General features: G+C 67.4%; 15 protein-coding genes. 7 read left to right on the top strand and 8 right to left on the bottom strand.

Annotated elements, in window-relative coordinates; all coding sequences use genetic code 11:
* Positions 1–20 precede the first annotated feature (20 nt).
* The 3 genes from APZ15_RS08550 to APZ15_RS08540 all read right to left on the bottom strand — a co-directional run bounded on the left by APZ15_RS08550 (position 21) and on the right by APZ15_RS08540 (position 4,578).
* Positions 21–1,331: a replication-associated recombination protein A gene (locus APZ15_RS08550; protein ID WP_027788118.1), complete on the bottom strand. Its 1,311-nt coding sequence runs from the start codon at positions 1,329–1,331 to the stop codon at positions 21–23.
* Positions 1,332–1,532: 201 nt separating this feature from the next.
* Positions 1,533–2,222, bottom strand: a complete 690-nt coding sequence (gene lolA, locus APZ15_RS08545) for an outer membrane lipoprotein chaperone LolA (RefSeq protein WP_027788119.1) — start codon at positions 2,220–2,222, stop codon at positions 1,533–1,535.
* A gap of 46 nt (positions 2,223–2,268) precedes the next feature.
* Positions 2,269–4,578: a DNA translocase FtsK gene (locus tag APZ15_RS08540; RefSeq protein ID WP_021163434.1), complete on the bottom strand. Its 2,310-nt coding sequence runs from the start codon at positions 4,576–4,578 to the stop codon at positions 2,269–2,271.
* A gap of 413 nt (positions 4,579–4,991) precedes the next feature.
* Here APZ15_RS08540 and trxB point away from each other — a divergent pair, with 413 nt between their 5' ends.
* From trxB to APZ15_RS08525, 3 genes are all read left to right on the top strand, one after another.
* Positions 4,992–5,954 (top strand): thioredoxin-disulfide reductase, encoded by a 963-nt coding sequence (trxB, locus tag APZ15_RS08535; protein WP_021163435.1) that lies wholly within the window; start codon positions 4,992–4,994, stop codon positions 5,952–5,954.
* A gap of 136 nt (positions 5,955–6,090) precedes the next feature.
* Complete coding sequence (locus APZ15_RS08530; protein ID WP_027788120.1) at positions 6,091–6,870, top strand: Smr/MutS family protein; 780 nt, start codon at positions 6,091–6,093, stop codon at positions 6,868–6,870.
* A complete protein-coding gene (locus APZ15_RS08525) occupies positions 6,857–7,480 on the top strand; it encodes a trimeric intracellular cation channel family protein (protein WP_027788121.1) in 624 nt (207 codons plus the stop codon). Before APZ15_RS08530 ends, APZ15_RS08525 begins: the two co-directional genes overlap by 14 nt.
* 89 nt (positions 7,481–7,569) lie before the next feature.
* Here APZ15_RS08525 and APZ15_RS08520 read toward each other — a convergent pair whose 3' ends face one another.
* The 4 genes from APZ15_RS08520 to APZ15_RS08505 all read right to left on the bottom strand — a co-directional run bounded on the left by APZ15_RS08520 (position 7,570) and on the right by APZ15_RS08505 (position 11,971).
* A complete protein-coding gene (locus APZ15_RS08520; protein ID WP_021163438.1) occupies positions 7,570–8,688 on the bottom strand; it encodes an ABC transporter ATP-binding protein in 1,119 nt (372 codons plus the stop codon).
* A 112-nt stretch (positions 8,689–8,800) separates the two neighbouring features.
* On the bottom strand, positions 8,801–9,658 hold the full coding sequence (locus tag APZ15_RS08515; protein ID WP_006476648.1) for a carbohydrate ABC transporter permease: 858 nt from the start codon (positions 9,656–9,658) through the stop codon (positions 8,801–8,803).
* Complete coding sequence (locus tag APZ15_RS08510) at positions 9,648–10,586, bottom strand: carbohydrate ABC transporter permease (RefSeq protein ID WP_027788122.1); 939 nt, start codon at positions 10,584–10,586, stop codon at positions 9,648–9,650. Before APZ15_RS08510 ends, APZ15_RS08515 begins: the two co-directional genes overlap by 11 nt.
* Before the next feature lie 137 nt (positions 10,587–10,723).
* Positions 10,724–11,971, bottom strand: coding sequence for an ABC transporter substrate-binding protein (locus tag APZ15_RS08505; protein ID WP_027788123.1), 1,248 nt, complete (start codon positions 11,969–11,971; stop codon positions 10,724–10,726).
* Between the two features lie 432 nt (positions 11,972–12,403).
* Between APZ15_RS08505 and zwf the strand changes: the two genes are divergently transcribed.
* The 3 genes from zwf to APZ15_RS08490 all read left to right on the top strand — a co-directional run bounded on the left by zwf (position 12,404) and on the right by APZ15_RS08490 (position 16,547).
* On the top strand, positions 12,404–13,873 hold the full coding sequence (gene zwf, locus APZ15_RS08500) for a glucose-6-phosphate dehydrogenase (RefSeq protein ID WP_027788124.1): 1,470 nt from the start codon (positions 12,404–12,406) through the stop codon (positions 13,871–13,873).
* Between the two features lie 87 nt (positions 13,874–13,960).
* Complete coding sequence (pgl, locus tag APZ15_RS08495; protein WP_027788125.1) at positions 13,961–14,641, top strand: 6-phosphogluconolactonase; 681 nt, start codon at positions 13,961–13,963, stop codon at positions 14,639–14,641.
* Positions 14,619–16,547 carry a bifunctional transcriptional regulator/glucokinase gene (locus APZ15_RS08490; RefSeq protein WP_027788126.1) on the top strand — a complete coding sequence of 643 codons (1,929 nt, stop codon included), beginning with the start codon at positions 14,619–14,621 and terminating at the stop codon, positions 16,545–16,547. Before pgl ends, APZ15_RS08490 begins: the two co-directional genes overlap by 23 nt.
* Positions 16,548–16,646: 99 nt before the next feature.
* Here APZ15_RS08490 and APZ15_RS08485 read toward each other — a convergent pair whose 3' ends face one another.
* The gene (locus tag APZ15_RS08485) at positions 16,647–17,864 is read right to left on the bottom strand and encodes a Bcr/CflA family multidrug efflux MFS transporter (RefSeq protein WP_027788127.1); all 1,218 of its coding nucleotides are present in this window, start codon (positions 17,862–17,864) and stop codon (positions 16,647–16,649) included.
* A 255-nt stretch (positions 17,865–18,119) separates the two neighbouring features.
* On the opposite strand from APZ15_RS08485, the gene APZ15_RS08480 reads away from it, so the two are divergent.
* Complete coding sequence (locus APZ15_RS08480; RefSeq protein ID WP_027788128.1) at positions 18,120–18,572, top strand: hypothetical protein; 453 nt, start codon at positions 18,120–18,122, stop codon at positions 18,570–18,572.
* Positions 18,573–18,666 lie beyond the last annotated feature (94 nt).

Below are 18,666 nucleotides of genomic sequence, written 5' to 3'. Positions count from 1 at the left end.
GGCCGCCCCGGGCCGCGCCGTCAGTCCTTCTTGCCGGCTTCGCGATCGAGTTCGCGCAGCCACGCAAGCTTGTCGGCGATCTTCGATTCGAGCCCGCGCGGCACCGGCTTGTACCAGCGCGGTTCGCGCATCCCGTCCGGCAGGTACGTCTCGCCGGCCGCGTACGCATTCGGCTCGTCGTGCGCGTAGCGATAGGCGTGACCGTAGCCGAGTTCCTTCATCAGCTTGGTCGGCGCGTTGCGCAGGTGCACGGGCACCTCGCGCGACTTGTCCTGCTTCACGAACGCCATCGCCTGGTTGAACGCGTTGTAGCCCGCGTTGCTCTTCGCCGCGCACGCGAGATAGATCACCGCCTGCCCGAGTGCGAGCTCGCCTTCCGGCGAGCCGAGCCGCTCGTAGGTTTCGGCCGCGTCGTTCGCCACCTGCAGCGCGCGCGGATCGGCCAGGCCGATGTCTTCCCACGCCATCCGCACGATCCGCCGCGCGAGGTACTTCGGATCCGCGCCGCCGTCGATCATCCGGCAGAACCAGTACAGCGCGCCGTCCGGGCTCGAACCGCGCACCGACTTGTGCAGCGCCGAGATCTGGTCGTAGAAGTTGTCGCCGCCCTTGTCGAAGCGCCGCGCGTTCAGCGTCATCGCGCTGCTGACGAAATCGGCGTCGATCGTCGCGACGCCGGCCGACGTGGCCGCCGTCTGCGCCTGCTCGAGCAGGTTCAGGAAACGCCGCGCGTCGCCGTCCGCATAGCCGACCAGCGTATCGATCGCCTTGTCGTCGAACGCGAGGCCGTCGAGCGCGATTTCCTGTGCGCGCTTCAGCAACTGGCGCATCTCGTCGTCGTCCAGCGACTTCAGCACGTACACCTGCGCACGCGACAGCAACGCCGAATTGACCTCGAAGCTCGGGTTCTCGGTCGTGGCACCAATGAAGGTCACGAGCCCCGACTCGACGAACGGCAGCAACGCGTCCTGCTGCCCCTTGTTGAAGCGGTGGATCTCGTCGACGAACAGGATCGTGTGGCGGCCGGTGCGGTTCAGCGTGTCCTTCGCCTGCTCCATCGACTCGCGGATGTCCTTCACGCCGCCGAGCACCGCGGACAGCGCGATGAATTCGCAGTCGAACGCGAGCGCGGTGAGCCGCGCGAGCGTCGTCTTGCCGACGCCGGGCGGCCCCCACAGGATCATCGAATGCGGCTTGCCCGATTCGAACGCGAGCCGCAGCGGCTTGCCTTCGCCCAGCAAATGCGTCTGGCCGATCACCTCGGCGAGCGTCTTCGGCCGCAGCGCCTCGGCGAGCGGCCGGCGCGGCTCGACTTGAAACAGATCGGACATGAACCCTCGCTCCACATCAAACAGTCGCGGCCGAACCGGCCGCCGGACCCGACATTATGACAGCCGCGCGACGGCACCGCCGTGCCTGCCGCCCGCGCCCGGTGCCCGCGCCTAGTGCCCGCGCCCGGTGCCCGCGCCCGAAAACAACACGGGCCTGCCGTCGCCGGCAGGCCCGTTGCGAACAAACGGCGTGCGGCGCCGTCAGCCGGTAATCACGTCGGCGCCCTTCGGCACGACGAACTTGAACGTATCGCCCTTCAGCGGCGGATTCGTCTGGATGTTCGTAAACGTCAGCAGCGTGACGTTGCCGAACACGTCGTGCAGCTCCATCGCGGCGAGCGTGCCGTTGCGAAAGCCGATGCCGATCCGCTGGAACTGCGTGTCCTGCGCCTTCGGCAGCATCTCGAGCCACTCGATGCCGCCCTTCTCGCCGGCATCGCGCAGCGTGTAGTTCTTGTCGAGATCGTTGCTGCCGAACAGGATCGCGGCCGGGCTCGCGCCCAGCGCGCCGTTCAGCTTGCGCTCGGTCACCTGGTTCAGGTCGCGGTCATACACGTAGAGCTTCTCGCCGTCGGCCTGCAGCACCTGCTGGTAAGGCTTCTGGTACGTCCAGATGAACTTGCCTGGGCGCGCGAACACGAATGTGCCGCTCGAATTGTCGGTGGGCTTCGGCACGGCCTGCGCGGCGCTCGCGCCCTTCGCCGGCGCCTTGACGATCTGCTGCGTGAAGTCGCCCTTCGCCGAACGCACCTGCGACACGAACGCCTTCAGTTGCTCGGTGCCGCCCGCGAACGCGTGCGTCGCCGCGAGCATCAGCGATGCGCCGGCGAGCGCCGCGCCGAGCCAGCGCCGCGTCGAACGGAGGGACATTGCGAACGAATGTTGCTGCATATTGCGGTTTTCTCCCTGGGTGGCCGGCGCCGCGAACGCCGCGGACTCATTCCGCGTCGCGCGCCGGCACAAGAATTTCGCGGTTGCCGCTCGACGACATCGCCGACACGAGCCCCGACTGCTCCATCTGCTCGAGCAGCCGCGCCGCGCGGTTATAGCCGATCCGCAGGTGCCGCTGCACGAGCGAGATCGACGCGCGGCGGTTCTTGATGACGATCTCGACCGCCTGGTCGTACAGCGGATCAGACTCGCCGCCGCCTTCGCCGGTTCCCGCGCCGGCCGAGCCCTCGTCGCCGTCGGCGGTGCCGCCTTCGAGCAGGCCCTCGACGTAGTTCGGCTCGCCCTGCTCCTTGAGCTTCTCGACGACGCGGTGCACTTCGTCGTCGGCGACGAACGCGCCGTGCACGCGCACCGGCAGCCCGCTGCCCGGCGGCAGGTACAGCATGTCGCCCATCCCGAGCAGCGATTCGGCGCCCATCTGGTCGAGAATCGTGCGCGAGTCGATCTTCGACGACACCTGGAATGCGATCCGGGTCGGCACGTTCGCCTTGATGAGGCCCGTGATCACGTCGACCGACGGACGCTGCGTCGCGAGGATCAGGTGGATGCCGGCCGCGCGCGCCTTCTGCGCGATCCGTGCAATCAGTTCCTCGACCTTCTTGCCGACGACCATCATCAGGTCGGCCAGCTCGTCGATCACCACGACGATGTTCGGCAGGCGGCCGAGCGGCTCGGGATCTTCCGGCGTCAGGCTGAACGGATTCGGCAGCTTCTCCTCGCGCTTCGCGGCCTCGTCGATCTTGTTGTTGTAGCCCGCGAGGTTGCGCACGCCGAGCTTGCTCATCAGCTTGTAGCGGCGCTCCATCTCCGCGACCGTCCAGTTCAGCGCGTGGCCGGCCTGGCGCATGTCGGTGACGACCGGGCACAACAGGTGCGGAATGCCTTCGTAGACGCTCATTTCGAGCATCTTCGGATCGATCAGGATCAGGCGCACCTGCTCGGCGGTCGCTTTATACAGCAGCGACAGGATCATCGCGTTGATCCCGACCGACTTGCCCGAGCCGGTCGTACCGGCGACCAGCAGGTGCGGCATCTTCGCGAGATCCGCGCACACCGGCTTGCCGCCGATGTCCTTGCCGAGGCTGAGCGTGAGCGCCGACGATGCGGCCGCGTACACCTCGGAACCGATGATCTCGGACAGGTGCACCGTCTGGCGGCGCTGGTTCGGCAGCTCGAGCGCCATGTAGTTCTTGCCGGGAATCGTCTCGACGACGCGGATCGACACGAGCGACAGCGAGCGCGCGAGATCCTTCGCGAGGTTGACGATCTGGCTGCCCTTCACGCCGGTGGCCGGCTCGATCTCGTAGCGCGTGACGACCGGGCCCGGATACGCGGCCACGACGCTCGCCTCGACGCCGAAATCCTTCAGCTTCTTCTCGATCAGGCGCGACGTGAATTCGAGGGTATCGGCCGAAATCGCCTCCTGCGCCTTCGGCGCGGGGTCGAGCAGCGACACCGGCGGCAGCGTCGAATCGCCCGGCAGGTCGGTGAAGAGCGGCACCTGGCGCTCGCGCTCGACGCGCTCGGACTTCGCCGGCGTGACGACCGGCGGCACGATCGTCACGGGCTCGTGATCCTCGATGCGCACGCGTTCCTCTTCGACCTTGCCTTCGCGGCGCACGGCCGCGGCCTCGCCGAGCTTGCGGTCGCGCTCGGCCTCGCGGCGCAGCTTCGCGACATTGACGGCGGACAGGATCGCGCCGCCGACGCGCTCGGCGACCGACAGCCACGAGAAGCGGAAATACAGCGACAGGCCGATCGCGAGCAGGATCAGCAACAGCAGCGTGCCGCCGGTGAAGCCGAACGCGTGCGACATCGCGCCCGCCACGGCCTCGCCGATCACGCCGCCCGGCGCGCGCGGCAACTGCACCTTCAGCGACCACATGCGCAGCGCCTCGATGCCGTCGCACGCCAGCACGACGAGCACGAACGCGAAGATTTCGGTGAGCCAGCCGATCGGCCGCTCGGGTTCGTCCACGACCGCCTCGTGACGCGTGATGCGGCGGTAGTTGACGGCGATGCGCCGCGCGAGCGGCACGATCAGCCAGTAGGCCGACAGGCCGAACAGCAGCAGGATGATGTCGGCCGTCCAGGCGCCGACGCGGCCGGCCCAGTTCGAGATGTGGTCCACCTGGGCGGCGTGCGTCCAGCTCGGATCGCGCCGGCTGTAGCTCAGCAGGGCCATCACCAGAAATGCGCAGAGCGCGACCTGGAGAATCCAGCGGATCTCCGTGAGGAGCTTCGACATCCGGTGCGGCAACGCCTGTGCCTGGGCGGAATAAGGAGCTTTTGCCATGAATCCGTATAAAGAGGACGGGCTGCGCGCCCGCCTGTCGTTCGATCCCGCATATTGTAAGCGCTGCACCGGGCCGCCAAGTGTAAATGACGGTTACATAACAGGGCCGGGGTACGGCCGGCGCGGCGCATGCTCTCCGCGGCGGCCCTTTCCGCCCTTTCACTCCGGTGCACGGTCCGGCCGGCCGCCCGCAGCCGCGCCGCCCCGGGCGGGTGCCTCGCCCCGCCCGCCCCGCATGCGCGACCGTTGCGCCGCGAGACACTATCGCCGCGATTGAAACTCTCGTTCGGCAACGCAGCAACGGGGCCTTTATAATGCGCGTCTGATACCCATCTATGACGGCATCCCGGTCAACCCGGATCGTACGGCGAGCCCTACCCCGCCCGCCGCAGCCGACTTTTACGGATTCGCACATGTCCACGCCCAAACACGCCAAAGTCCTGATTCTCGGTTCCGGCCCCGCCGGCTACACGGCTGCCGTCTACGCGGCACGTGCCAACCTGTCCCCGGTGCTGATCACCGGCATCGCGCAGGGCGGCCAGCTGATGACCACGACCGACGTCGAAAACTGGCCGGCAGACGCGAAAGGCGTGCAGGGTCCGGAGCTGATGGCGCGCTTCCTCGAGCACGCCGAGCGCTTCAACACCGAAATCGTGTTCGACCACATCCACACCGCGAAGCTGCACGAGCAGCCGATCCGCCTGATCGGCGACTCGGGCGAATACACGTGCGACTCGCTGATCATCGCGACCGGCGCGTCCGCGCAGTATCTCGGCCTGCCGTCCGAAGAACACTTCATGGGCAAGGGCGTGTCGGCCTGCGCGACCTGCGACGGCTTCTTCTATCGCGGCCAGGAAGTCGCGGTGATCGGCGGCGGCAACACGGCCGTCGAGGAAGCGCTCTACCTGACGGGCATCGCGAAGAAGGTCACGGTGATCCACCGCCGCGACAAGTTCCGCGCGGAGCCGATCCTGATCGACCGCCTGCTGGAAAAGGAAAAGGAAGGCGCCGTCGTGATCAAGTGGGATCACGTGCTCGACGAAGTGACGGGCGAGGATTCGGGCGTCACGGGCCTGCGCATCAAGAACGTGAAGACCGGTGCGACGGAAGACCTCAGCGTGCAGGGCGTGTTCGTCGCGATCGGCCACAAGCCGAACACCGACCTGTTCCAGGGCCAGCTCGAGATGAAGGACGGCTACATCCTGACGAAGAGCGGCCTGCACGGCAACGCGACGTCGACGAGCGTGCCGGGCGTGTTCGCCGCCGGCGACGTGCAGGACAACGTGTACCGCCAGGCAATCACCAGCGCGGGCACGGGCTGCATGGCCGCGCTCGACGCGCAGCGCTACCTCGAAAGCCTGCACGACAAGAAGTAAGCCGCGAGACCGCTCGCGCCGGGCGCTACAATGGCGTCCGCTGCCGCGAAGCGGGCTCGACCGGAAAGCCGCTGCCGCCGTGCAGCGGCTTTTTTTTGCCCGCGCGCCCGAACGCGCCTGCCCTGTGTACCGAATCATGGCGAAGAACCAGCCCCATCCGAGCGATCCCGCGAAGCGGCAGATCGCCGCCCGTCCCGCGAACCCCGCGCCCGTCGCGCCGGCGCCCGCGCCCGATCCCGCCGCATTGCGCGGCCAGGGGCTCGCGGGCCTCGGCGCATTGCGCAAGTCGCTGCAAGGCGAAGCCGATCGCCGCGAACGCCAACGCGTCGAAACGGCCAAGGCCGAGCGCAAGGCGGAAGCCGACGCGAACCTGTTCCGCAACGAGATCGGCGCGATCCAGCCGCTCAATGCCCCGCCGCGCGCGGCAGCCGGCCGCACGCCGCCCGACCCGGTGCCGAAGCAGACGCAGCGCGACGAGGAAGCCGTGCTGAACGCGACGCTGTCCGACGAATTCGATCCCGAGACGCTGCTCGACAGCGACGACTCGCTGTATTACCACCGCCCCGGCATCAGCCGCGACGTCGTGCGCAAGCTGAGGAGCGGCGCGTGGATCGTGCAGGCGCAGATCGACCTGCACGGGATGCGGCGCGACGAGGCGCGCGACGCGCTCGCCGAGTTCATCCGCGAAGCCGGCAAGAAAGGGCTGCGCTGCCTGCGCGTGATCCACGGCAAGGGGCTCGGCTCGATCGGCAAGGAACCCGTGCTGAAGGGCAAGGTGCGCGCGTGGCTCGTGCAGAAGGAAGAAGTGATCGCGTTCTGCGAGGCGCGCGGCCACGACGGCGGCGCGGGCGCGGTGCTGGTCCTGCTGCAGCCGTTCGCGGCACCCGCCGACCGGGGGCCGCGTGCCGCATCCTAGGCTGACGCTCGCGATCGCGGTACTGGAGGCGATCGCCACGCTGGCCTTTGCGATCTCGGGCTTCATCGAGGCGCGCAAGAACCGTCTCGACTCGGTCGGCACGTTCGTCGTGGCGCTCGCCACCGCGTTCGGCGGCGGCACGCTGCGCGACATCCTGCTCGAGCGCCGCCCGTTCTACTGGGTCGTGCACGACGACTACGTGATCGCGATCTTCGTGCTCGCGCTGTTCGCGCCGTTCGTGCTGCGCATGCTGTCGCGGCTGTCGGCCGAGCGGCTGCTGCTCGTCGCCGATGCGATCGGGCTCGGGATCTTCAGCATCTCGGGCACGGCGATCGCGCTCGATGCCGAGATGCCGCGCTTCATCGCGGTGATGATGGGCGTGATCACCGGCGTGGTCGGCGGGATCATCCGCGACGTGCTGTGCAACGACATCCCGCTGATCCTGCGCGATTCGCGGCCGTACGCGACCTGTGCGTTCGTCGGCTGCTGGTTCTACCTGCTGCTCGTGTGGCTGCAGTTCGATTCCGTGTACAGCGTGCTGCTCGCGACCGGCTTCATCCTCGTCGCGCGGCTCGCGACCTTCAAGTTCGACGTGCGGCTGCCGCACTGAGCGCCGCCGCAACGCCGGACGCATCGCCAGAAACAAAAGGGGCCGCTCACGTCGAGACGGCCCCTTCTTCGTTCAGCGCGAACGCTGCCTCACGCGATCCGCTCTTCCGACGCCGGATCGAACAGCACGGCCTTCGACACGTCGAACAGCAGCGACTGCGTCTGCCCCGGCTGCGGGTTCGCGGCCGGATGCACGCGGCTCACGATCCGCTTGCCGTTCACCTGTGCGAACACGTGCGTGTCCGGCCCGGTCGGCTCGGTCACGTCGACGCGCACGTCGATCGGCTGCAGCTTCGACGCCTCGCCGTGGTGTGCGTTGCGCGCATCGGTGATGCGCTCCGGACGCAGCCCGAGGATCACCTCGCGGCCGACGTGGCCGTTCATCCGCTTCGCGTCGAACGGCAGGTTCAGCGCGCTGCGCGCGAGGCCCGTGTCGATCTCGAGCGCGATCCCGCTGCCCTGCTCGACCAGCTTGCCGTTGATGAAGTTCATCGGCGGCGCGCCGATGAAGCCCGCGACGAACAGGTTCGACGGCGAATCGTAGATCTCCTGCGGCGCGCCGAACTGCTGGACCACGCCGTCCTTCATCACCGCGATCCGGTCGCCGAGCGTCATCGCCTCGATCTGGTCGTGCGTCACGTAGACGATCGTCGTGCCGAGGCGCTGGTGCAGCAGCTTGATTTCCGCGCGCATCTCGATGCGCAGCTTCGCGTCGAGGTTCGACAGCGGCTCGTCGAACAGGAACAGCGACGGATCGCGGGCGAGCGCGCGGCCCATCGCGACACGCTGGCGCTGACCGCCGGACAGCTGGCCCGGCTTGCGGTCGAGCAGGTGCTGGATCTGCAGCATCTGCGACACGCGGTCGACGATCTGCTGCTGTTCGCTCTTCGGCACCTTGCGGATGTTCAGGCCGAACGAGATGTTCTCGCGCACCGTCATCGACGGGTACAGCGCGTAAGACTGGAACACCATCGCGATGTCGCGATCCTTCGGCGACAGGTCGTTGACGACCTTGCCGTCGATGCAGATCTCGCCGCTCGTGACCGTCTCGAGCCCGGCGATCATGTTGAGCAGCGTCGATTTCCCGCAGCCCGAGCCGCCGACCAGGATCAGGAACTGTCCGTCCTCGATCTCGATGTCGACACCCTTCAGGACCGGCACCCCGTTCGGGTAGGTCTTGTACACGTCACGGATGGAAAGGCTTGCCATGCTGTGAATCCTCTGTCTCGTCTCGCGCGGCGCACTCCGGCGCCGCGTCGGGTTCGTTTCGATGCGCCGCGCGCGAGGCGCGGCCGGTTCGTCGTATCGGATGAAGCCGCGCTTACCCCTTCACCGCGCCCGCCGTCAGCCCGCGCACGAAATAGCGGCCGGCGACGATGTAGACGAGCAGCGTCGGCAGCGCGGCGATGATCGCGCCGGCCATGTCGACGTTGTACTCCTTCACGCCCGTCGACGTGTTGACGAGGTTGTTCAGCGCAACCGTGATCGGCATCGAATCGACGCCGGAGAACACGATCCCGAACAGGAAGTCGTTCCAGATCTGCGTGAACTGCCAGATCAGGCACACCATGAAGATCGGCAGCGACACCGGCAGCAGGATCTTCGTGAAGATCGTGAAGAAGCCCGCGCCGTCGATGCGCGCGGCCTTCACGAGTTCGGCCGGCACGCTCACGTAGAAATTGCGGAAGAACATCGTCGTGAACGCGATCCCGTACACGACGTGCACGAACACGAGGCCCGGAATCGTGTTGGCGAGGCCGAGCATCCCCTGCAGGCGCGCCATCGGCAGCAGGATCACCTGGAACGGGATGAAGCAGCCGACCAGCATCATCGTGAACAGCGCGTCGGCGCCGCGAAAGCGCCAGTGCGTGAGCACGTAGCCGTTGAACGCGCCGATCAGCGACGAGATCAGCACAGCCGGAATCACCATCTGCAGCGAGTTCAGGAAGAACGGCTTCATCCCGTCGCAGCGCACGCCGGTACAGGCGCCGCTCCATGCCTTCACCCACGGGTCGACGGTCCAGCTGGTGGGCGGCGTCAGCAGGTTGCCGGTACGCAGCTGGTCGAGATCCTTGAACGACGTCGACAGCATCACGTAGATCGGGAACAGGAAATACAGCGCGAACAGGATCAGTGCCGCGTAGATCACTGCCCGGCTGATCGTCATCTTAGGCTGCATTGCGGGTGCTCCTCGATTCCATATACATCAGCGGCACCAGCACCGCGACCACGGTCGCGAGCATCATCACCGAGGATGCCGCGCCGAGCCCGAGCTGGCCGCGGTTGAACGAAAACGTGTACATGAACATGGCCGGCAGCGACGACGACGTGCCCGGCCCGCCCGCCGTCAGCGCGACGACGAGGTCGAAGGTCTTGATCGTGATGTGGCAGAGGATCAGCAGCACCGAGAAGAACACCGGGCGCATGCTCGGGATCACGATCTTGCGGTAGATGGTCGGCAGCGTCGCGCCGTCCACCTGCGCGGCCTTGAAGATCTCGCTGTCGACGCCGCGCAGCCCCGCGAGGAACAGCGCCATCACGAAGCCGGTCGACTGCCACACGGCCGCGATGACCACGCAGAAGATCGCCTTGTCCGGATCGTCGAGCCAGCCGAACGAGAAGCTCGTCCAGCCCCAGTCGTGCATCACCTTCTCGAGGCCGAGGCCCGGGTTCAGGATCCACTGCCACGCGGTACCCGTGACGATGAACGACAGCGCCATCGGGTACAGGAAGATCGCGCGCAGCGCGCCTTCGTTGCGGATCCGCTGGTCGAGCAGGATCGCGAGGAACAGCCCGAGCGCGACGCAGATCGCGATGAACGGAATCCCGAACCACGCGAGGTTCGCGGCGGACGTCCACCACACGTCGTTCTGGAACAGGTCCGTGTAACGGCCGAAGCCGTCGAATTCGTAGTTCGGCAACAGCCGCGAATTGGTCAGCGACAGATAGCCGGTAATCAGGATGAAGCCGTAGATGAACACCACGGCGATCGCGACGCTCGGCGCAAGCACGAGCTTCGGGATCCAGCGATCGGCGAAGGCCGACATCGGCGACGTACGCCGTGCGGCGGCAGCGCCGGATCCGTTTCCGCTAAGAGGGGCAGCCACTTGATTCGACTCCTGGAACGAGGGCGGCGCAGGCCGGGCCGGCGCCGGTACGGCACGGGCCCGCGGGCGAGCCCGTTTGCTGCACATGCAAAAACGCCCGGCCGAGATAGCGTGTCCGGCCGGGCGCCTGTCGCGCGTTACTTGACCTTCGCGGCCTTCGCGAGCGCGGCGACCGCGCTCTTCGAATCCTGCTGCGAGTTCATGAACTTCGTCACGACGTCCGTGATCGCGCCGGCGGTCGCATCGCTCTGCGCCATCCCGTGTGCGAGCGACGGCACGAAGCCGCCCGACTTGATCGCGGTCTGCTCGTCGGCGTACGACTTCTTCGCGCAGTCGTCGAACTTGTCCATCTTCACGCCGAGGCGCACGGGCACCGAACCCTTCAGCAGGCTGAACTGCTCCTGGAAGTCCGGCGTCATGATCGTCTTCGCGAGCGCGAGCTGGCCCGGCGTCGCGGCCTTCTCGCCCTTCTGCTGGAAGAACACGAACGAGTCGACGTTGAACGTATACGCATTCGCCGTGCCCGGCACCGCCGCGCAGATGTAGTCCTTGCCCGCCTTCTTGCCGGCGTTCTCGAACTCGCCCTTCGCCCAATCGCCCATGAACTGCATGCCGGCCTTGCCGTTGATGACCATCGCGGTCGCGAGGTTCCAGTCGCGGCCGTTACGGCCGGTATCGAAGTAACCCTGGATCTTGCGCACCGTGTCGAACACGGACAGCATCTGCGGCGACGTCAGCGTCGCCTGGTCGAGGTCGACCAGCGCCTTCTTGTAGAACGCCGGGCCCTGCGACAGCACGACGTCTTCCCACAGCGTCAGGTCCTGCCACGGCTGGCCGCCCATCGCGACCGGCTGGATACCCGCGGCCTTCAGCTTGTCGGCCACCGCGAAGAATTCAGGCCAGGTGGTCGGCACCTTCGCGCCGACCTTGTCGAGCGCGGCCTTGTTGATGTACAGCCAGTTCACGCGGTGCACCGAGAACGGCGCCGCGACGGTGTGGCCCTTGTACTTGATGATCTTGTCGATTTCCGGCGGCAGGTTCTGCTTCCAGTCGCCGGCAGCGGAATCGATGTTGACGAGCACGCCCTGGTCGGCCCAGTCCTGGATCAGCGGACCCTTGATCTGCGCGGCCGACGGTGCGTCGCCGCTGATCACCTTGGTCTTCAGCGCGGTCATCGCCGCTGCGCCCGCGCCGCCCGCGACCGCGAAGTCCTTCCACACGTAGCCCTGCTTCTGCAGGTCGTCCTTCAGCACGCCGACGGCCTTCGACTCGCCGCCCGAGGTCCACCAGTGCAGCACCGTTACGTTCTCGGCTGCCTGCGCCGCCACGGCGCCAGCCATCAGACCTGCCGCGCAGAGCGCGCCCATGATCGAGCGAACTTTCATTACTTATCTCCTCCAGACTGAATCAACTCGTGAGGTTCCCTGACCGGGAACCGGCTTCTTGATAAACGACGGGGAAATCGAGCCGCGGGACGCATGCAGCGTACGGGGCCGATGACCGGCCGGGCTCTTACAGAAAGCGTGAATCGAGATTCAACGGCGTGTCTCCTCTTTGTGTTTCTGGCCCGCCGCGATGCTGCGGCGCGAGCCCGGGGCCGACGGCGCGCCGACGATGCGCGCCGTCAATGTCCGATAACATTCGGCACAAGGCGTTCCCGAAGGCGAAGCTCGCGCAGTTCATCGACCGCACTTCTTTTTTTCTTCACCCAGGTGCTACCCCTTGCGGCGGATTGTAGTTAAACTACAATTCAGTGTCAAAAATATTTTTATCGCACTACGGATCGCTTCCCAGCACCCCCAACACGGCGGAGACACATGCATACCGATTCCAGCTTTACCTTCGTACTTTTCGGCGGCACCGGCGATCTGTCGATGCGCAAGATCCTGCCCGCGCTGTTCGAAGCGCACCGTGCGAACATGCTGGCGGAGAGCGGCCGGATCGTCGCCGTGGCGCGTCACGAATCGGATCGCGCGGGTTATCTCGAGTGGGTCGACACGCACGTGAAGCCGCACGCGGAGAAAGCCGCCGGCAAGGCGCTCGACGAAACCGCGTGGAAGTCCTTCCTCGATCGCATCGAGTACGTGAAGCTCGACCTCGGCCGCGCGGAAGACTACGTCGTGCTGCGCGACGCGATCGCATCGCTGCCCGGCATCCGCGTGTTCTATCTCGCGACGGGCCCGTCGCTGTTCGTGCCGATCTGCAAGGCGCTCGCGTCGGTCGGCCTGAACGAAGGCTCGCGCATCGTGCTCGAAAAGCCGCTCGGCTACGACCTGAAGTCGTCGAATGCGATCAACGACGCGGTCGGCGAGATCTTCGCGGAAGGCCAGATCTACCGGATCGACCACTACCTCGGCAAGGAACCCGTGCAGAACCTGCTCGCGCTGCGCTTCGGCAATGCGCTGTTCGAGCCGCTGTGGCGCCGCGAATGGGTGGAGAGCATCCAGATCACGATCGCCGAGGAGCTCGGCGTCGAGGCACGCGGCGATTTCTACGACAATACGGGCGCGCTGCGCGACATGGTGCAGAACCACCTGCTGCAGTTGCTGTCGATCGTCGCGATGGAGCCGCCGCATTCGATGGATTCGGATTCGGTGCGCGACGAGAAGCTGCGCGTGCTGCGCGCGCTGAAGCCGGTCGATCCGCGCGACATCGGCAAGGTGGCCGTGCGCGGCCAGTATCATGCGGGCGTGATCAAGGGCGCGCAGGTGCCCGCCTACGCGACCGAGCCGGGCGTGAAGCCCGACAGCCAGACCGAAACCTTCGTCGCGCTGAAGGTCGAGATCGAGAACTGGCGCTGGGCCGGCGTGCCGTTCTTCCTGCGCACCGGCAAGCGTCTGGCCGACCGCGTCGCGGAGATCGTCGTCAATTTCCGCCCGGTGCCGCACTCGGCGCTTGGGCCCACCGCGTTGCGTCCCGGTTCGAACCGCCTCGTGATCCGGCTGCAGCCGAACGAGACGATCCGCCTGTACTGCCTCGCCAAGCAGCCGGGCGAAGGGATGAACCTCGCGAGCGTGCACCTCGACCTCGCGTTCGACCAGTTCTTCAAGGAAGGGCAAATGGAGGCGTACCAGCGCCTGCTGCTCGACGTGATCAACGGCCGTCTCGCCCTCTTCGTGCGCCGCGACGAACAGGAAGCCGCATGGCGCTGGGTCGAACCGATCCTGAACGAATGGGCCCGCACGCTGAAGCCGCCGAAGCCGTACGCGGCGGGCACGTGGGGACCGGCCGCGGCGAGCGCGATGCTCGCGCAGCACGACACCTGCTGGCTCGAAGAAGAGAACTGATGTAAACGTCACCGCGCACGCCTTCGTACGCGGCGACGTGCCCCACGATTCGTACGATTTGAACAGACAAAGCAGTCCGGAGGAGATGTGATCGAGATCCACGCTTTCGACACCCAGGAAGCGCAAAGCGAAGCGCTCGCGCGCGCCGTCGGCGATGCGCTGCGCGCCGCGCTCGCCGGCCCCGCGCGCCCGACGCTCGCGGTGTCCGGCGGCACGAGCCCGCGCCCGTTCCTGCACACGCTGTCGCACGCGGCGCTCGACTGGGCCGGCGTCGACGTGACGCTGGTCGACGACCGCTGGGTGCCGGAGGACGACGCGGCCAGCAACGCGCGCCTGGTGCGCGACACGCTGCTGCAGCACGCGGCGGCCCCTGCCCGCTTCCTGCCGCTCGTCGACACGCGCAGCGCGCTCGACGCGCATGTCGCCGCGCTGAACGCGAACGCCGACTACCGCGTGCCGACCGTCGCGGTGCTCGGCATGGGCGAGGACGGCCATACCGCGTCGATCTTCGCCGATGCGCCCGAATGGGATCACGCGATCGCGACGCCCGAGCGGTTCGTCGCCGTGCATCCCGGCGCCGCGCCGCATGCGCGCGTGAGCTTCTCGCTCGATGCGCTCAAGCGCGTCGACCGGCTGTTCCTGCTGATCGCGGGCGAACGCAAGCGCGCGGTGCTCGACGCCGCGGCCGCATCGCTGCAGAAGAACGCGATTTCCCAACTGGCCAACGACAAGGGGACCCAGCTCGATGTCTACTGGTGCGCAAAGTAAGGCCGTTGTCGCGGGCCAGCATGCCGACGGCCCGCGCCTGCTCGCGGACGTCGGCGGCACCAACGCGCGTTTCGCGCTGGAAACCGGGCCGGGCGACATCACGCAGATCCGCGTGTATCCCGGCGCCGACTATCCGACGCTCACCGACGCGATCCGCAAATACCTGAAGGACGTGAAGATCAGCCGCGTGAACCACGCGGCGATCGCGATCGCCAATCCGGTCGACGGCGACCAGGTCACGATGACCAACCACGACTGGAGCTTCTCGATCGAGGCGACGCGCCGCGCGCTCGGCTTCGACACGCTGCTCGTCGTCAACGATTTCACCGCGCTGGCCATGGCGCTGCCGGGCCTGACCGACGCGCAGCGCGTGCAGGTCGGCGGCGGCACGCGCCGCCAGAACAGCGTGATCGGGCTGCTCGGGCCCGGCACCGGGCTCGGCGTGTCGGGGCTGATTCCGGCCGACGACCGCTGGATCGCGCTCGGCAGCGAGGGCGGCCACGCGTCGTTCGCGCCGCAGGACGAGCGCGAGGATCTGGTGCTGCAGTACGCGCGCAAGAAGTTTCCGCACGTGTCGTTCGAACGCGTATGTGCGGGCCCCGGCATGGAGATCATCTATCGCGCGCTCGCCGCGCGCGACAAGAAGCGCGTCGCCGCGACCGTCGACACGGTCGAGATCGTCGAGCGCGCGCATGCGGGCGACGCGCTCGCGCTCGAGACAGTCGAATGCTTCTGCGGGATTCTCGGCGCGTTCGCGGGCAGCGTCGCGCTGACGCTCGGCGCGCTCGGCGGCGTGTACATCGGCGGCGGCGTCGCGCTGAAGCTCGGCGAGCTGTTCACGCGCTCGTCGTTCCGCGCGCGCTTCGAGGCGAAGGGCCGCTTCACGCACTATCTCGAGAACATCCCGACCTACCTGATCACCGCCGAATACCCTGCGTTCCTCGGCGTATCCGCGATCCTCGCGGAGCAGTTGTCGAACCGCTCGGGCGGTGCGTCGTCGGCCGTGTTCGAACGGATCCGCCAGATGCGCGACGCGCTGACGCCGGCCGAGCGCCGCGTCGCCGATCTCGCGCTGAACCATCCGCGCTCGATCATCAACGACCCGATCGTCGACATCGCGCGCAAGGCCGACGTGAGCCAGCCGACGGTGATCCGCTTCTGCCGCTCGCTCGGCTGCCAGGGCTTGTCCGACTTCAAGCTGAAGCTCGCCACCGGCCTCACCGGCACGATCCCGATGAGCCACAGCCAGGTGCATCTCGGCGACACGGCCACCGACTTCGGCGCAAAGGTGCTCGACAACACGGTGTCGGCGATCCTGCAGCTGCGCGAGCACCTGAACTTCGAGCACGTCGAGAACGCGATCGAGATCCTGAACGGCGCGCGGCGCATCGAGTTCTACGGGCTCGGCAACTCGAACATCGTCGCGCAGGACGCGCACTACAAGTTCTTCCGCTTCGGGATCCCGACGATCGCGTACGGCGACCTGTACATGCAGGCCGCATCGGCCGCGCTGCTCGGCAAGGGCGACGTGATCGTCGCGGTGTCGAAGTCGGGACGCGCGCCCGAGCTGCTGCGCGTGCTCGACGTCGCGATGCAGGCCGGCGCGAAGGTGATCGCGATCACGTCGAGCAACACGCCGCTCGCGAAGCGCGCGACCGTCGCGCTCGAGACCGACCACATCGAGATGCGCGAATCGCAGCTGTCGATGATCTCGCGGATCCTGCATCTGCTGATGATCGACATCCTCGCGGTCGGCGTCGCGATCCGCCGGGCGTCGACGAACGGCGAACTGCCCGAGGCCGTCGCCCAGGCAAAGGCACGCGCGAGCGACGACGAAACGGCCGACGTGCTCGACTGGCTGAGCCATGGCGCGTCGCCGGCGGCGAAGGACGTCGCGCGGGATTGACGCACGGCGCGGCGCAAGCCGCTTCCTGCCCCCCAACGAAAAACGCCACCGGCGCATCGCGCGCGGTGGCGTTTTTCATGGCGCCGCCCGGCTGGAGGATCACGCCCCCGCTTTCACCGGCCGCCCGTGCCAGCGCAGCACGAGACAGCGCCCGGCGAAACACAGCACGCCCGTAACACCGATCGTCACCCCCATCGCGAACGGCGTGCCGTCCGCGAGCGCGCCGATCGCCACGCTCGCGATCGCGCCGAGCGCCAGCTGCATCGCGCCGAACACGGCCGCCGACGCGCCCGCATTGTGCGGATAACGATGCATGAGGTCGGTCGTGCAGTTCGCGGACAGGATCCCGACCACGCCGACGACGAAGAACAGGCACACGACGATCGACCATAGCCCGCCCCACCCGGTCAGCGCGACGAGCGCGACCGCGAGCGACGCGATGCAGCTCACCAGCGACGCGGCCGCGATGATGCGCAGCGAACCGACGCGGCCGACCAGCCGCGTGTTCGTGAAGTTGCCGATCATGATGCCGACCACGTTCAGGCCGAACAGCAGCCCGTAGTGCTGCGGCGACACGTGGAAATACTCGATGTACACGAACGGCGTCGCGGTGATGTACGAGAACATCGACGCGAACGCCATCCCGCCGCAAAGCATGTGCCCCCATGCGACGGGATCGGACAGGATGCGCCCGTACGACGCGAACGACGCGAGCACGGCCGCGCTCTTGCGCCGCTCCTTCGGCCAGGTTTCGGGCACGCGCAGGTACGCGGTCGCCGCGCACACCGCGCCGAACACGGCCAGCACGACGAACACGCCGCGCCAGCCCGAGAAACGCAGGATCTGCCCGCCGATCAGCGGCGCGAGCAGCGGCCCGACCGCGGTGACGATCGCGACCATCGACAGCACCTTCGCCGCGTCGGTCGGCTCGTGCGCGTCGCGCGCGATCGCACGTGACAGCACCGACGCCGCGCCGGCGCCGAGCGCCTGCAGGAAGCGCACGAGGATCAGCATGTCGATCGAGTTCGACACGAAGCAGCCGATGCTCGCGAGCGTAAATAGCGCGATGCCGCCGAGCAGCACGGGACGGCGGCCCCACGTATCGGACAGCGGGCCGTACAGCAGCATGCCGATCGAGAAGCCGGCCATGAAGCTCGTCAGCGTGCGCTGCGCGGCGCCGGGGCTGACGGAGAAGCCGTCGGCGATCGACGGCAGGCTCGGCAGGTACATGTCGGTAGCGATCGGCCCGCAGGCGGCGAGCGCGCCGAGCAACAGGATCAGCCGGGCATCGGGCCGGCGCCGGACGACGTGAGACATGGGTATCCGGAATGAAGCGCCGCGCGCATCGGGGCGCGCGTGGTGGTGAAGACGGGAGACCGCGCCGCGAACGGCGCGCTCGGGCCCATGATTGTACGCGCAACTTTTTTTAGTGCCGCCGGCCCGGAGCGCGACCGGCGGAAAAAACACCGGCACGGCGCCCGCCGCGCGGGATCGCGAGCAAGGATTCGATTAAGCTTGCAGCGCCTCGCTGCCAATTGTCTGATCCATTCAATTCGACACACGACCGAACCGATGACCGCTTTCCTGTTGATCTGGAGCCCCAAGAAATGGCCGTGGCCCGAACTGCCCGACGTCGCCGCGCGCGTGAAGGCCGGCGAGGCCGTGCATGACGTGTGGGGCTGCGGCTTCGCGCGCGGCGTCCTGCCGGGCGACCGCGTGTTCCTGCACCGTGTCGCGAAGGAACCCAAGGGCGTGTTCGGCTCCGGCTACGTGACGCGCGCGCCGTACGAGGTACCCGATCCGGCGACGAAGCGTGGCTACCGGCTGTGCATCGACTTCGTATACGACTGGCTGGTCGATGCGCACCAGGACGTCGTGATCCCACGCGATGCGCTGCGCGTGCATCCGTATTCCGTGCAGACCTGGGATGCGCAAAGCTCCGGCACCGTGATCAAGCCGATGGTCGAAGGCCCGCTCGAGAAACGCTGGGCCGAGCTGACCGGCAAGCGCAAACCGCCGCGATAACCGAAGCGGCCGCCGCGCCGCATCTGCCCCTCCTTTCCGGCCCAGGCCCGCGCAACCCCGCACGCGCCGAAAGGCCGCGGACCGCGCCGCGGGC

It is taken from the genome of Burkholderia cepacia ATCC 25416, from assembly GCF_001411495.1.
Taxonomy (GTDB): domain Bacteria; phylum Pseudomonadota; class Gammaproteobacteria; order Burkholderiales; family Burkholderiaceae; genus Burkholderia; species Burkholderia cepacia.
The sequence above is the reverse complement of the archived record's forward strand: the minus strand, read 5'-3'. Positions and strand labels throughout refer to the sequence as shown.

What these genes read in the sequence shown, in the direction of transcription:
- APZ15_RS08550 (WP_027788118.1), bottom strand. Translation starts at nt 1,331, where the DNA reads ATGTCCGATCTGTTTCAAGTCGAGCCGCGCCGGCCGCTCGCCGAGGCG.
- trxB (WP_021163435.1), top strand. Translation starts at nt 4,992, where the DNA reads ATGTCCACGCCCAAACACGCCAAAGTCCTGATTCTCGGTTCCGGCCCC.
- APZ15_RS08530 (WP_027788120.1), top strand. Translation starts at nt 6,091, where the DNA reads ATGGCGAAGAACCAGCCCCATCCGAGCGATCCCGCGAAGCGGCAGATC.
- APZ15_RS08505 (WP_027788123.1), bottom strand. Translation starts at nt 11,971, where the DNA reads ATGAAAGTTCGCTCGATCATGGGCGCGCTCTGCGCGGCAGGTCTGATG.
- APZ15_RS08520 (WP_021163438.1), bottom strand. Translation starts at nt 8,688, where the DNA reads ATGGCAAGCCTTTCCATCCGTGACGTGTACAAGACCTACCCGAACGGG.
- APZ15_RS08540 (WP_021163434.1), bottom strand. Translation starts at nt 4,578, where the DNA reads ATGGCAAAAGCTCCTTATTCCGCCCAGGCACAGGCGTTGCCGCACCGG.
- lolA (WP_027788119.1), bottom strand. Translation starts at nt 2,222, where the DNA reads ATGCAGCAACATTCGTTCGCAATGTCCCTCCGTTCGACGCGGCGCTGG.
- zwf (WP_027788124.1), top strand. Translation starts at nt 12,404, where the DNA reads ATGCATACCGATTCCAGCTTTACCTTCGTACTTTTCGGCGGCACCGGC.
- APZ15_RS08485 (WP_027788127.1), bottom strand. Translation starts at nt 17,864, where the DNA reads ATGTCTCACGTCGTCCGGCGCCGGCCCGATGCCCGGCTGATCCTGTTG.
- APZ15_RS08490 (WP_027788126.1), top strand. Translation starts at nt 14,619, where the DNA reads ATGTCTACTGGTGCGCAAAGTAAGGCCGTTGTCGCGGGCCAGCATGCC.
- APZ15_RS08480 (WP_027788128.1), top strand. Translation starts at nt 18,120, where the DNA reads ATGACCGCTTTCCTGTTGATCTGGAGCCCCAAGAAATGGCCGTGGCCC.
- APZ15_RS08515 (WP_006476648.1), bottom strand. Translation starts at nt 9,658, where the DNA reads ATGCAGCCTAAGATGACGATCAGCCGGGCAGTGATCTACGCGGCACTG.